Annotated in this window: 10 protein-coding genes; 6 read left to right on the top strand and 4 right to left on the bottom strand. The window is 51.7% G+C overall.

Annotation, left to right across the window (positions count from 1 at the left end):
• Nucleotides 1–129: 129 nt before the first annotated feature.
• Both AC3IQ7_RS19065 and AC3IQ7_RS19070 read right to left on the bottom strand, forming a co-directional pair.
• Nucleotides 130–318: a hypothetical protein gene (locus AC3IQ7_RS19065; RefSeq protein ID WP_489207029.1), complete on the bottom strand. Its 189-nt coding sequence runs from the start codon at nt 316–318 to the stop codon at nt 130–132.
• Between the two features lie 547 nt (nt 319–865).
• The gene (locus tag AC3IQ7_RS19070) at nt 866–1,195 is read right to left on the bottom strand and encodes a helix-turn-helix domain-containing protein (RefSeq protein ID WP_489207031.1); all 330 of its coding nucleotides are present in this window, start codon (nt 1,193–1,195) and stop codon (nt 866–868) included.
• 87 nt (nt 1,196–1,282) lie between these two features.
• On the opposite strand from AC3IQ7_RS19070, the gene AC3IQ7_RS19075 reads away from it, so the two are divergent.
• The 5 genes from AC3IQ7_RS19075 to AC3IQ7_RS19095 all read left to right on the top strand — a co-directional run bounded on the left by AC3IQ7_RS19075 (nt 1,283) and on the right by AC3IQ7_RS19095 (nt 11,042).
• Nucleotides 1,283–1,999, top strand: a complete 717-nt coding sequence (locus tag AC3IQ7_RS19075; protein ID WP_489207032.1) for a hypothetical protein — start codon at nt 1,283–1,285, stop codon at nt 1,997–1,999.
• A 751-nt stretch (nt 2,000–2,750) separates the two neighbouring features.
• Complete coding sequence (locus AC3IQ7_RS19080; protein ID WP_489207033.1) at nt 2,751–3,902, top strand: hypothetical protein; 1,152 nt, start codon at nt 2,751–2,753, stop codon at nt 3,900–3,902.
• Nucleotides 3,903–4,638: 736 nt separating this feature from the next.
• Nucleotides 4,639–5,289 (top strand): HAD domain-containing protein, encoded by a 651-nt coding sequence (locus AC3IQ7_RS19085; protein ID WP_489207034.1) that lies wholly within the window; start codon nt 4,639–4,641, stop codon nt 5,287–5,289.
• A gap of 198 nt (nt 5,290–5,487) precedes the next feature.
• Nucleotides 5,488–6,033: an RNA 2'-phosphotransferase gene (locus tag AC3IQ7_RS19090; protein ID WP_489207035.1), complete on the top strand. Its 546-nt coding sequence runs from the start codon at nt 5,488–5,490 to the stop codon at nt 6,031–6,033.
• Between the two features lie 371 nt (nt 6,034–6,404).
• A complete protein-coding gene (locus AC3IQ7_RS19095; protein ID WP_489207036.1) occupies nt 6,405–11,042 on the top strand; it encodes an NACHT domain-containing protein in 4,638 nt (1,545 codons plus the stop codon).
• A 675-nt stretch (nt 11,043–11,717) separates the two neighbouring features.
• On the opposite strand, the gene AC3IQ7_RS19100 is transcribed toward AC3IQ7_RS19095, so the two are convergent.
• Nucleotides 11,718–12,671 (bottom strand): pentapeptide repeat-containing protein, encoded by a 954-nt coding sequence (locus tag AC3IQ7_RS19100; protein WP_489207037.1) that lies wholly within the window; start codon nt 12,669–12,671, stop codon nt 11,718–11,720.
• Nucleotides 12,664–13,170, bottom strand: coding sequence for a hypothetical protein (locus AC3IQ7_RS19105; protein WP_489207038.1), 507 nt, complete (start codon nt 13,168–13,170; stop codon nt 12,664–12,666). Before AC3IQ7_RS19105 ends, AC3IQ7_RS19100 begins: the two co-directional genes overlap by 8 nt.
• 501 nt (nt 13,171–13,671) lie before the next feature.
• On the opposite strand from AC3IQ7_RS19105, the gene AC3IQ7_RS19110 reads away from it, so the two are divergent.
• Nucleotides 13,672–14,904 (top strand): phospholipase D family protein, encoded by a 1,233-nt coding sequence (locus tag AC3IQ7_RS19110; protein ID WP_489207039.1) that lies wholly within the window; start codon nt 13,672–13,674, stop codon nt 14,902–14,904.
• Nucleotides 14,905–15,027: the final 123 nt, after the last annotated feature.

Below are 15,027 nucleotides of genomic sequence, written 5' to 3' on the forward strand. Positions count from 1 at the left end.
ATAATAACCAATCGTACTCTTCGGCAATGTTATCCGCAAGATAATATTACGTTGACTGTAGCAACGTTCTAATTCAGCCTCCGCCGCTAGATTAGACTCCGACGTGCGCGCTCCCGTGCTCGGGTAAGTTTACGAGTAACAACGTCCGCAAGCTTGGCCGTATTCCTCATCCTCCTTGATGCGGCGGACCTGCTCGTCCGGGCGAATGTTCATTGCGGCCCTCTTACCGCAGGTACAGATATTCTTCAACCCTTTAATATCGGCAGCCGGTGCTAGCAGATAGGTAGACCCGGGGAAAGGTTTGCCCTTGAAATGCATCCGCAAGCTCTAGCAGACGGCTAGGCGCAATCTACACTTGCGCCAGTTGGTGCAAGTGTTGCACCTACAACGCGATACGAAACTGCGCTTCATGAAGAAGCACGCATGCCAATTGCGGGATATCGTTCAGGAAATTTGTCTCGACTTCAAAGATTCGACATGGCGCCGCTGGTCCAGGCGCAAGATGACCTGCCTTACGCGGTAGCGGCTGTCGATGGCAGACGTGTACAGAGTCTCCTTCGATACCTGCTCTTCATAGTTGTGTGCGACTGACAACAAGGCCTTCGACTAGCTCGCGCTACTCGCGTGTATTTTCCCAATTTATACAAACATAGATTGGTTGTCGCCATTGAAACAATGTCATCAATACATTTTTTTCGCATTGTTGCTGACTAGGAATGGCAATGTGCCGATGGATATACCTCTTATCTGAGGCACACTTAGCATAAGGTCAATACCTTCCCGTTGCGAGCGGGGCACAGCTATACCTAAGGTATTTTATAAAAATACGATATCGGAGTATTAGAGGGGCAGTTGGGTTGAATTGCTAGTGATGTAACAAATCCAAGATATCAATCTTCAGCACATCGGCCAATTTCTCAATATTGTCGAGAGACACGGTCTCGAGAGCCCCCTCGACGCGAGAAAGAAAAACGCGTGACAGGCCCGAGTGCTCTGCTAGAACATCCTGGCTCATACCTCTTTTTGCACGCCAATCCTTTAGATTACGAGCGAGTCGTTCTCGGGCTGTTTTGACTGTGTAAGGGCTGCTCATGACAGCCGTAGCATGAGTTATATACTTTGCTCGGTCTATAAAGTATACGTTACAATATTTCATAATGCGGCAAATCGCACTTGTTGCGTGCCTCCGCTTCATTTCTGTCTTCTATTTTTACTGCCATCAATATGGCTAAGGCAGGCTTACTCCTACTCGTTTACTAGCAGAACGCATCCACATGATGCTTTGACCTTCGCGACTTTTAATTACGAAATGACTTCAGCTCAATTCCTTTCTTCCTACTGTATTTTTTCAGCTGCGGTGGCCGCATTCCGCAGTGGGCTTCTGCCGCCAGACCGAAGCGATGCCAATAGCAAGGCCGTGGCGAAAGCGTTCAGGGAAGCCACCAAGGGCTTGGCACAGTCAGATTTGGTGCGCGTTACCGAGTACTTGAATTGGATATCCGCTCAGCCAGATTGCGTTGAAAGTGCTCGAACCCAGGCATACGCCACGGAATTCCGTCTCGACCGGGCCATGGCGAGAACTGGACGTGAGTTAATCGACGATGGAACCTTAATCACCGCAACTGAGCTGTGCCTTCGGACCGGCACCGCTGAAGGTCACTTACTCCAGTTGGTACGTGAACGAAAAATCTTCACGATGCCGCACTGGGTTGAGGGTGTCTTTGGCGAGGACTATTACCCTGCTTTTTTCGCTGAATCGCACTACGACTGGGCTTCTCTTACCGTTGTCTCAGAAGCGCTGCTTGGAATTGATGGAATTCGTAAATTTCGTTTCTTCACAACCGAACATACGGATTTGGACAACCAGACACCGTTGAAAATATTAGCGGCTGCGACGCAGCATGGTGGCGCCGTAGAGCTCGAACATGTGCTTGAACGAGTGCTACTAGCAGTAAAGGAATTTCGAAAGCGGGCACCTAAACTGAGGTTAAAGCTATGACACTGCATGACGAAGTTCACTCTAATTACACGTTCGTTAAGCGAGCCTGGCGGCATCTGCTGCTACTAGTTGCCACCCTCATGCCGCCGGTCAGTCATGCCTACACCGCCATTGCGCAGGTCGACGGGACACCACACGGTACGCTTTACGCGGCGTGGGGTTACAAAACTCAAAAGGCAGCTGACTTGGCCGCTGTAAAAGGATGTAGAACCGCAGCAAAACAACTCGGCCTCACTAAAAAGGTCGCAACGTGCGCCGTAATGCATAGGCAAAAAGGGTTCGGGGGCGGAGCGATAGTATGCGGCGCGGCAGGCTGTAATCTCAGCACAGGCCTCGATACGCAACAAGATGCCGTGGACCGGGCATTTCGCCAATGCGAGCAACAAAAAATGGGGAATTGTCAGACCACGGACATCATTAGTTGGTGGGACGAGGCTGGATATAGCCAGCGCAATGAGGCGAAACGGGAGCCGAAGCCGCAGTGCGGTCCGCCACCTGGGCGAACAGTTCTCTCTACCTACCAGTGCAGTAGCGGCGACTGCGTACGTACGTTTGAAAATGGCTGCACGCAGCGGTTCCAAGCCCAGTATTGCCACGACCCCATCAGTGGTAAATGGGACTGGAAACCGGATGGATGCTAGCCCTGTGTGCGCAGCAGTCACCCCATTCGACTCAGGCTTTCACCTGTGAACCCAAATACAAAAATTTATACCTGCCCGCGTGGCCCTACGCTTGTTCATCCTTGAGAAAAATGAAAACTCTACAAAAAATTTCAGCAACCGCCGCCATGCTTATCATTAGTGGATGCGGCGGAGGAAGTTCCAATAGCAATGCGGGCTCGTCCACGCCACCGGTTACGGTGACGCCGCCAGTAACGGCGACGCCAACGACCATAACCAATATTTTGACCGGCGCCGCTGCGCCAGGCGTTGCTACCCAGACTATTCGAGGCACCGCATATGTAGGTGCCGCCGTGACCGCCTATAGCGTGCAGGCGGATGGCAGCTCCGGTGTTGTATTGGGTGCCACTGCCACTGCCGATGTCAACGGCCAGTTCGTCATTGCAGCAACCGCCGCACCACTGGGTCCGGTGCGTCTTGTAGCGGTTGGCGGAACAGTAGCCCGCGCTGCAGACAACACTATTCAGCCAGGTGGTTCGCTGGAGCTGATAACACCGTTCGTGACAACTGAGTACAACAACTTCAAAATTAGTCCGCTGACCGATATCGCGGCTAACGCGATGACATCGAGCGCTCGGAGCGGCGCGACGTTGGCCAACGCATTTGTAGAGGGCATGCAGCGCCTGCTCGAACTAGACGTTGCAAACGTCGTTTTCCTGCAAGACAAGTCGGTCTACCTGAATGTGTTGAAAGGCGCCGTCAAGAGCGACACGACATATTACGGTGCCCAATCATTGCAAGGGCAAGAACTGTTGAATGGGCTGGAGTACCTCGGCGTGATGCTGGACCTGCCCGCCCAAGCGGTGGTCAAGGCTGTCGGCGCCGCGGCTCAGGGCAGCTACGCGTTGGCCAATGTGGATGGTACGGGCATGCCCATCAGTGTCGGGACATGGGCGAACGGCACGTTTAACCCCAGCGCGACAATGACCCTGAAGGCACTACGGGACGCGAAAACGCCTGAGGCACAAAACGTAGCGGGGACTGTTGCCGGCACTAAAGTCGCCCCTCGTCTAAACGAGTATGTGAGTCGCTACTTAGTTATGGACTTCGTCATGGATACTGCGTGCCGTAGCAATGCGTCGCTGTATTTCACCCGCCGCTATCCCTTCTACCAGGTTGATGCTCAAGGCAAAATGTTCGCGGCCGATTGCAGCGCGGTAGCGCAGCGCATTGCTGAACTCAAGGCGCAGGCCGCAACTAACAATAGCACTGGAATGAAGTAACAGGGTCCGACGTGGTGCGGCTGCACTCCAAGCGCTGGGATATTTGGAAGCGCCTTTGTAGCCGACGCGCAATTAGAAACAAATCAAAGGAAGACCGTGAAGCCATTGGTATTTCTCGATTTTGACGATGTCATTGCTATCCACCCTGACTACACGTCAGGAGTGGTCGTGGCAGCGCTCAGGTCCGGCAAACCGTATCTGGCCACAGAACTTTGGGCAAACGTATTTCATCAAGAACTGAGGGCTAACCTAGCGCGGCTGCACCACGAGTTTGAACCCAGTTACGTAATCAGTTCATCATGGTCGACCTATATGTCACGCGACGAGATTCAGGACGTTCTCGTTCGAGGGGGGGGCTAGGTTTCGTCGCTGCTTCTTTACATTCACGCTGGCGGAGCGCAATCGAGGTGGGTTCATTTCGTGTTACAGATATCGTGGCTTGGTTGAGGGCAAACGGCGCCCCGAGACCGTTCGCGTACGTCATCCTCGACGATTTATCGAGTGGCCGCACTCTGGTCGACTCGGTCCTCGAGCCGCACACCGTGTTCTGCGATGAATGGGTTGGGTTTACGGGAATCCAATTGGAGCGCGCTAGAGCAATTCTCCTAGCACAACGGACGTAGTAACCGATAGAGGTTTAGGCCAGCTTTTGACTGCAAATCCTCCCTACATCTGCGTGCAGCCTGGACGCCAGAGCGTCCTTACTGTGTCATCAATGCCCAAAACTTTGGCGCTCATGAACCCTGTACTCTATCTCGATTTTGACGGCATCTTGCATCCGGCAGATGTCCGCGTTACGCCTGAAGAACCTCTGCACCCGAGGGTGTATGTGCGTGGCAGGCCAACCGATGAACCTCTTTTTCGGTACGTTTCGCTGCTCGAGCTCCTTTTGTACCCACACCCTGATTTACGGATTGTATTGGCGACATCTTGGGTACGTGCATTCGGGTATGAAAACGCGTTAAAGCGCTTATCACCGGCGCTTCAAGAGCGCGTTATTGGTGCTGCGACGTTGCCAGCGCCAACTCGGTTTGGCTCCATATCTATCGACGCGGAGGAACGGGGGCTCACGAATTGGTTATCGCTCGACGACGACCACGGCGGGTGGCCGGAAGAGCGCCTGCATCAGTTGGTTGCCCCAACCAACCCATACCTGGCGCTCATTGAGCCCGGCGTCGCCGCAAAGCTGGCGATAATGCTCGAGGCCCTTTGCGCCGGAGTTCCCCTTGATGCGGTAACAAACGTCGCGCGGTCAACTTCGACGGTAGACCGTCTTTTTGCACTGCCCAACGTCACAGAGGCCGAGGTCCTCCGCGCACTTGAAGAAGATGCCAGAGTCGAGGAGATACTCCTACAAGCTCGAGCGCGCCGTGACAACGTTATCTAACCGTCCGGTAGCGCGGCCCTATATTCCTACCACAGCAGTTCGAGTGTCATGTCTGTGTGCCTCAGTTCGTTGTGTACGGTCGGCTGAGCTGATACCACCCGCCGCATAGACGACTGTTCGTCGGGCGGAAACAACAGCAACGCCAAGTGAATTCCGAAAAATGCAGGCTGCGTTTATGAATTGAAAGCGAGAAATAAAATGACAACTTTGGAACAGAAGAGCAAGTTGCTATCACGCTGGCTTCGGCACCGGCCGGACGCAATCGGCCTTGAAATCGATAAACGTGGATGGGTTGACGTAGCTGAGTTGCTCTTGAAATCAGCGGGTGCCGACGTCGCGCTCACTCATAACGAGCTGATGCAAATAGTGGTCGAAAACGATAAGCAGCGATTTTCGTTGAGTGAGGACCGGACGCGTATCCGCGCGGCACAAGGGCACTCTGTCGACGTTGACCTGAAGCTTCCGGTCAAAACCCCGCCTCCGGTGCTATTTCACGGTACGGTGCAAAAGTTTATCGCATCGATTCGCCGGCAGGGTCTGCTGCCTGGAACGCGACGAGACGTACACCTGTCTGCGACGAAACAAACTGCAGACGAGGTCGGTGCGCGACGGGGTACCACTGTTGTACTCATTGTCGAGACATACCCATTGCTCCACGACGGCTATCAATTCAGATGTGCTGAGAACGGCGTTTGGCTAATTCAGCGCGTCCCGGCAAAGTACATCCAGTTCCCCGATAAATGAATGCACAGGCGACGCTCAAGGCCTCCGTAGCACCATGTCGCTCTTGCACACCGACGGTCTTCAGTTTCCCCCCACTAAGCCAATGACTTGTCCTCATCGGATGCAGTGCGATACATCAAGGGAAGTGGCGACGGATGAGAAAAAATATGAGAGGTATGCTGGTATCAGCGCAATGCAATCAACGAGACCTAGATTTTAGCTTTCGTCCGAAGCGCCGAATTAGATTACGTCGAGCCAAATTCGAGTGCTTTCGGTCATAATTAGTGCATCGTCAAGTCTGCCGGGGCTTGAGGGCCTTCGACCTCGACGGAATGATAGAATTCGCCACACATCGCTACGGCTTGCCCCCCATTGAAAGACAGGCGCAATTGATGACTGACTACATGTTCATGGTTGCAAAAAGATTAAGCGTTAGCGTTTTCTCATACGCCTGGTCGGGAGCTAGAGGTTGGCTCTCTAAGAAACGCGCTGGCACGCGGGCATTTCAAGGTGACGACTTGGCCAGCGAAGGTAGCCTCGAAAACATTGTCAAAGCAGAATTACGTAAGCTTGCCACGAGCTCCGGGCTACCAGAAGCGCAACGCAACGATGCCTTTGGCGATTGGCTACTGACTGAGGGCGCCGTCGAACTTTTTGTTGAAGTCATGATTGCCAAAGCAGGTGGTGACGGCGCGCACGCGAGCCGAGCGGAAGACCTACTTGCTTCGCGATATGAGCGTGCAACGGGCGAAACCAGAAAGCTCGCGACGGGCCCGATTAATTTGGTGGTGTCATATGTCTACGGACAGCTATCAGCCACCGACAAAGCCAAGCAATCTCTCAATAATGCGCTTGCTCTACGAAATTCCGCACATTCCCACGTACTACGGCATCCAGAGCTCAGTCATTTCCCAAGCGAATTGGACCTGAAGCACCTATGGCGCATGTCTGCTGATTTGGTCACCGCCGGTAAGGCAAGTTGGAAGATGCCGTCATTTGTCGCGCCGCTCACGCTTGATGTTTATGAGGGAAAGGGCGAAAAGGATTTCCGTCCAATTACTATCTGCGAACTTGTGAAGGGCATTGACGACGGGCATAGTTTGGTCTTGTTTGGCGACGGCGGCATTGGCAAGACAACGTTGCTACTTGACCTAGCATCGTTGTGCACGCAGGAATTGGGGCGGCGTTCCCCTTTGTACGTTGATGCCGCAGTGTGGGCGCGCTCAGGAGTAGGTATCCTTGATTACTTGGCAAGTACTTCATCGGCACAGGCTCACGGTGTGACATCCGGCGACCTAGCAAAGCTCGCAACTGCTGGCTTCTTGGTATTGATGATTAATGGGTGGAACGAAATCCCTGCGGACCGGAAGGCGTACTGCAGGGATAGATTAAACGAGCTGATAGCAACGGCTCCTGCTTTAGTAATAACAATGGCGTCTCGAACTGAGCATGATGCGACAAGCTTGCCATCGCCACGACGAATTGTTGTACGCGGGCTCACATGGCAGAGCCAGTCTTCCGTGATTCGTTCCGAGATGGACGAGGAGGCGGCACACGGGCTTCTTCAAGCCCTAGCCAAGGACACTCGGTTGCGTAATGCAGCAAGGAGCCCTTTGATTCTTCGCGGTCTGATTGCCCAAGTCAAAGCTGGCGCCAAAGCTTCGTCCAATGTGTACGACCTGCTCGGGGCTGCAGTGATGTCGTTCGAAGCGAGCGAACCTCACAGTCTCGTACTTGCAGACGGTCCGGTTTTCGGCATGCAAGCGTATTATCTTGAGGAGCTTGCTTGCAATCTCAATGCACACAGGTCGACTGACATTTCGCGAGAGGAAGCACTAGTCGCATTTAGCGTCGCCGCTGGTCGCTTGGTGGAAAAACGCCTTCTCGGAACGGTTCCGCAACCTGCAAGCGTTCTGCTCGTACTTGCCAACCATCACCTTTTGCATGTCCAGGATGGTTTAGTTCGATTTGCTCATCATCGATTCCAAGAATACTTTGCCGCTGCCCGCCTTCTGCGCATCGAAAGTACGCCGGACAACTTGATGGGGCTCCTTCATACTTCCGTCAACGAGCCCGCATGGGCAGACTCACTCGAACTTGTTGCCGGCAAGCTCAAAGCTTCAGGTGGTTCGGCAGTCGGACGTGCAAGGCTGGTAAAGGCTGCCGCAACGGTCGACTTGGCCTACGCCTGCGATTTGGCGGGGCTATGTGCATTCGACGAGGACGACGATGCTGCGCTTTACTCTCTACTTGTGGCAAGCGTTACCGAGTTGAGCCGGTCAACTATTCATGAGGTGCGGGAGCTTGCCATCGCCTGTCAAATTGCATCACGCTTCTCTGCTTTTGCAGATAATTTATGGGCCCTTTTCGAGAGTGCTGACCAGCAAATTCGACTGCATTCGCATCGATTGAACGGCTCGACAGTTTCATTGAGTCAGCTCGGGCCGGAAATGGATGCACGTATTAAGGCTTGGCCCGCTATCCGACGCTCTGAGTTCATGCACGAGATTACCCGCAATCCCGATAACTACGATTATCTTGTTTGTACAGCTTTTAATGATATGGACTTGAGTGTCCGTGTAGCGGCCATTTCAGCATTATTCTGGGGCTTCCCGGCATCGACAAGCGCCATCGAAGCATGGCTCGGCGCTCCCCTCATAGTGCAGATAGACCAAGATTTAGTGCGCTATATTAGCTATGCACTCCAAGAAGGTTTCGATGGCAGCCAAGTGCGCGAACAGTTGCAAGTAATTGCAGCAAGTGACATTCCAGATGAATCTCGCTTACGCCTCGCATTTATCTTCCCGGACGAAGTTGGACCATCAGCAGCCGATGTTGTACTTACCCAGCTTAAGGAAGAGAAAAGCGGAAATTGGGAATCCCTGATACTCCTAGCCAGAGCACATGCGCCAGTCCGCCTAAGGGCACTTGCCTTCGAACTAGTCGGGGTGCCTCAAGGGGCGCCCGACTGGGTCGGCGAGGTTCTAATGGACGATACCCCAGAAGTACGTACGGCGGCTTTTGAAAAAGCATGGGATGCACTGCAACTTGGAGACGGACGGCGCCTTAACGCAAAAACTATGGGAGCACTTTCGAGTAAGCACCAAACCGAGCGAAGCGTAACGGCCTGGTTACGTTATCGTGATGGCAGTGGCAAAAGTCTATCCGATACCGAGCGCGAACGGGGACGCCAAATCAGATACTTACTAGCTCACGCACCTGGGCATGAATTGCTAAGTATTATCATGGACCTTGGTGTTGAAGCCGCGTATGAGCAAGCCGTAGAGTTGGCGGAGTTGCTTTTAAGCCGCATTTCCCCGCGAGAAGAAGCAGCAACAGGGGGCACCCCATGGTCGATGACTTCTCAGCAGTTCGAGGAATTCTTCGACCTTTTCAGCAAAAAAGTGGAACCATCCGGAAATCTCCAGGACCATCTGTTCGTTATGCTGGCTCGTATTGCAAGTCATGTGAACCCTGTACACTTCAGTCCACTACTTCTTAAGGCTCTTCGCCGCCAGCTTGACGCCTGGACCAAATATGAAGAGTTACTTGCCGAATGGGAAAAACGCCCCCATACGCAGCGCCCAGCAAATCCATCGCTAGGCGGTTATGTCACGTCGTCTCTTGCTAATTGGGGAATTGAGGCGCTACCAGGTGTGCTGCAGTTGTTGTCGCATCAAAACGCATTAGACCTTCTGCCGCATGTAATAACTCATCTTGCAAGTCTTCCGTGGGCAAGTACGAATAACGCAATGTTCAGTACTATGAACGCGGATATTCAAGAGGGAAATCGGCGACGCATCGCGGGGCTAGTATTTCAACAGCCAACGACGCTTTATCAAGGTTCGACCGACGAGGCGGCCAAAGCAATAGCCGGCATCTTGAGCAGCGACGTCGACCGACAACTTTTTGACAAGGAAACTGACCCCAAATGGAACTCGAAACGGGCCGAGGGTCGAATCGGTCGCTTGGTTGAAGTCGCTGCAACCCTTCCTAGTACTGAAATCCTTGCGGCAGTTACGCACGCTCTTAGTAGTGGCCTGGTTGGACTGTATAGTTTTGTTGGCGCATTGAGGGGACTGGCCCGTCAAGGATGGGTCATTTCAGACGATAAAGTTGTCAAGCAGCTTGAAGCTCTCTTTCTACGTGAGAGCGGTAGTGATTGGATTGAGGAATCTACTAAGCATACGCTTGCGCAGTTATGTCAGTTGATGTTGCTTGTGAAACCGCCAACACTTTTGAATCTCCCGCCTAGTCATTTGCTCGGCCAATGGCAGCGGTTCGCGCACCCGTCTGAGGTCCTGCGAACTCTAGGTGGTATGAAAACCGAACATGCGTGGACATTGCTACTAGCTATCGGCGCAGAACTACCTGCCAAGGCAAGTCCCGCAGCAGACCTTGTATTTGCCCTAGGCGCGTGCCTCACCAAGAAACATTTCAGCGAGTTCGCTCAATTGGTCGCCCAGGGAACGTTGTTTTCGTGGTGTCAAAATGATTGGCCGCTGAGGCAAATTGTCCCAGCTGTGGTTTTGGCATTGGAAGGTAATCCCAAAAATTTGTCTCTGCTAATTGAGTCATGTCGAACGAGTGTTTCGCCACTTGCCGACGCACTTCTAGGGGAAGTTCTTTTCAAAATAGATGGATTAGATGATACGCGACTCGACATTGCCCTCGAAGCTTTAGACGCGGGGCGCGCGGGTGACGAAAGCATGCCAGCATATAGGATACTCGAGAGATTCTTTTCGCAGAAGACTTCCTTGGGAGGTAACCAATTCGAAGTCTACCCAAAGGCATGTAATCCGCTCCGGCAGCAGCTATACCATCGTGCTAAAGGTGATGGGGTTGCGGCTATAGCTGCTCGCCGAATTCTAGCGTCGCTGGAATGCAAACGCAGGGAAGAGGGACGCCCATTTGACGAGCCGCGTCATCCTGATACCAAGGACTGTTTGGCTTGGACGGATATTCTTTGGCGCAAAGAGTACCTCTGTGCTGAACGAGCTGATTTTGACACTGCCAAGTTGAACAATTAATGTACGGCCGTTTGTCGGTACCCACGCCTTGACTGGTTCGCAATAGACCTGTAGTTGAACACTGTCGATTGCGGTGCTGCAGCATTGCATTTTCGGGGTGTAGTATGTTTGGTTTGGCGACATTCGCCCATCGAACATCGCGCCTGTTATCGCGCCGACGCCGGTAGTCGCGGTACGACCGTTGCCATGGCCAACCTGGTTGCCTAGTAAACCGCAGGCAACGACCTCAATGATTGCTGCGCCGTGATATAGCGCTTGAAGCTGCTCGTTCCACGACTTTTAGAGAGAACGTTCAGCTTAAAAAAGTTCACGTTGCTTGACAACAGGTGTCTTCGTTGCCGGCTCTCCACACATTAGGTCGGCCGGATACGGCTGAAGATATGTCCTAGCGCGTTCTGGGTCTTTGCAATCAAGTCACTCGTCGTAATCGCTGGGCGGGACAATGACTAACGAACGTTTCGCCTCGCTTGGTCGATGGAAGCGACTCATGAAGGGATGGTCGTCGGCGTCAATGGTCAGCGGGATGAACGAAAATGTTCTCTTCCCATCCTCCTCGACCCATTCCCGTTAGGGGCCGGCGACGGAAAATGGTTCGCCGGTGGTCATTTCAGTAGACCAGCGCACGTGCATATAGGTAAATTTACTCAGCATTAAAATTAATACTTAGTCTGAATATTATCCAACTTTGCTGATTAACCATTTACTGCCTGTTTTAGATTGATTAACCGCTCCAATTTTTGAATTTCTCCTGGAGCGTCCTTTTGATTGCTTTTCGGCGCGGCCATCTTCTTTCTTATTAATTATTTCAACTGTCTGCCCAACATAAAGTCGTGTTGAGCCGGCGTCAACCAAAAATGTCATCGGTCGCGAAATTATTTTTCCATTCGACATTGTTTTTTTCTTTGCGAAAACCCGGACTCTTGCAACGGCTTTCCTATTACCCGCCGCCAAAGAAAGCACTGTGCCAACATGAAGTCGGCCATACTGAGCCTGATTCCCACCTACTCCGATTAAATTAAAATCTTCGCGCAAATCATTCACCGCGCGATTAATCTTATAAAGTCCTTCGGCCATCAAATTCCCAAATCGTAATTTTGCTTTTTCCCTCTCTCTCTTGACAGCCGTAACAATTGCAGGCATTTCGGATGAGGATAGGTCACATCTTTCAATATTTACGCCTTGAAAGTGGGCATTAGTCAAATCAGAATTGGATATATAACAATCCGTAAGCCTAGCATCAGAGAAATCTGCATAGCGACCATCTATTGGCGATGCTTGAACTTTAGAAAATATTGAATTTTTGAGTGATGCTTTGAAGAGCCGCGAATACTGCAAAGATGTACCAGTGAAATTGCAATTATCTAGAATTGAAAAGTCCAAAGCGCAGAATGCTAAATCATATTCACCCACATCTGTTCCGTGCAGGTTTATTCCACGCAAATCCTCCAGCGTAATTTCCTTCCCAAGAAATTCAACCTGAATAGGTTCGAATATTCGTGGCAAATCTATTTTTTCAATTATGGCATTTTTTACCAATGATGTATTTTCAGCGGTCCAGCGACTGGACATATCATTTCTAGTTGGACTCTTGCCAATAGTCGTAGTCTGATAAACATTTGGCTTATTCATATGCTCTCCAAATAAAATCCACAGCTAGTCCGCCTCGTTTTTTATTAACTAATCCTATCTTGCTAATATGTGCCAATGGAATTCGTGCAGGCAGTGCGATTTCCTGTTCCCCAGACATTAAAGGCCCCCTAAACCCACCTCTCCCATCTGGGATTTGCATATTCAATAATAAGTTAATATCATATCCAGGCCAGTCAACAATATGATATACCCATCCTCCTTCATTGGCCCAGTACGCCGCACCTGCATTAGTACCAGGATATGAAGGAAAAGAAACAGTTCCGATAAATGCTGAATTAGATTCAGCTGAAGGGGGAGGCTCGACATGACGCACCAAGTCTATGTCCATGCCCTTGAAAGGTAGTCCATCCTCACGTTGACACTGCTCGCTAGTAACATACGCCGTGCCATGATATACGTCGAGCTGTTTTTGTGGCTGTACTTTGTTAGCATCTCGGATAGTGGCAAATTCATATCCTGGTATTGAAGTATAGTTCATGTTATTAAAATTTCCTATTGAAGCTACGGGTAGCATAGTATTGATTCTATACTTCGTTGCGTCGTCATTAAAATTTCGGTCGATTTTAGTATGATTCGTATAGTATCAGTATTTGCTTAACAATTAGCAGTGAGAAGTCTATTTTGCCTTGTGTGATTTCAAAATGATAGCCGCCCACAATCCGCATCATCTACGCTTTTTGCCTAGCCGGTGGTGCTTTCAATCACGCGCGAATATTCCGCAGGACCGACATCTGTGGTGCCTTAGTTTACCGTATGGCTGAATGGCGAAGCCCTCGGATTTTTTGTTCGAGCCGGCGCCACTGACCCGGAGGTGACTTTGGTGCCTGTCCGTGAAATGGACGCCATTGACAACGTCAAACACGCGGTACTATTGGCGTACCTTGCGCAGCTCTTTGGGGTGGGTGCTGAATCGTATGGGGTTCGCCATCTCGTGAGTGGAGCCGTCCAATAGAAGCGGATATCTGTAAGAGAATCAGCAGTGTCTATTGAAATCGTTGTAATTCAAACGAAGAAAGATTCTATGAAGCTCATTTCAACCAATACGGCGCTCAGGTCCAACTTGATTCGGCTCATCAAGAAGTATCAGAACATCAGCTTTGGCACCGCATGGGCATCAGCGGGGACCGACGTCTTCACCTCCCTCACGGAAGCCAAGACGAGCATCCGTGGTGCGGTCATCGGCACGCACTTTTACCAGACCGACCCTGACGTGCTAAACGAGTTCATTAACTCCACCACCGTCAAGTTTGTGTTGCAGCCTCATGGAGTCTTTCACCCAAAAGTATTTGCATTCTGGGATGATACTAAATGGGAAGTGCTCATAGGGAGCGCCAACCTCACCGCTGGAGCCATCACTAATAACAGTGAGCTGTCCATCCTCATTACTCATGCAGACGGCCCGCCAGAACTGCTGAGTGAGGTCCTAGATGTCATCAAGGGCTACGCGTCCGATGCCAGGACCATAAGCCCAGAGGATGCCGATGCCTACCGCAGGATGTGGGAGCTCAAAACTCAAGATAGAGAGAAGCTTGACGGCACCTTCGGAGGGATGACCGCCACCAAGCCCGAAATCGACTCACCCGTGATGTCCATGGACTGGAAGACCTTCTACACACGGATTCAGGAAGACAAGACGCATGGCTTTGATGAACGCATTGCTTTGCTGGACACCGTGGCCCGGGAATTCGCAAGCTACCAGCACTTCAATGACATCCCGTTCCAAGAACGGCTTGGAATCGCGGGCCTGCGAAGCAAGGTTATCATGAATTCCGAGTGGTTCGGCAGCATGGTCGGAGCTGGCAAGTTCTACAAGCGGATGAACGCGAGCGAGCCAGCCTTCTCCGTCGCACTAGATTCCATCCCCTCTAAAGGGGCTGTAACCAAGGTTGAGTACGACACTTTTATCACCGAATACCTCAAAGCCTTCCCCAATGGAAGAGACGGTCTCGGGACCGCCACCCGCTTACTATCCATGAAACGGCCAGATACCTTCTTGTGCGTGGACGGGGCCAACCTTAAGAAGCTGGCAAAAGATGTCGGCATGAAGCGAGCGGATAAGCTGGATTATGAGAGGTACTGGACTGAAGTTGTGAAGAGGCTTCAAGGGTCGCCATGGTGGAACTCGGCCATGCCTAGCAACGAGAAGGAAGCCAAGGCGTGGAATAACAGAGCCGCGATGCTGGATGCGTTGTTCTACGAAGAAATCAAGTAAGTTCCGATATTTTTGGTGGGGCAGCGGTAGCTATAAGCGCCCGTTTAGGGGGAACCGGCGGACGACGGCAAATGGCACAGAGCGGCTCCTCAGGGTGCCAGTGCAAACGGGGACTTAAGGCCA

The organism is Janthinobacterium sp. GL_088 (assembly GCF_057837845.1).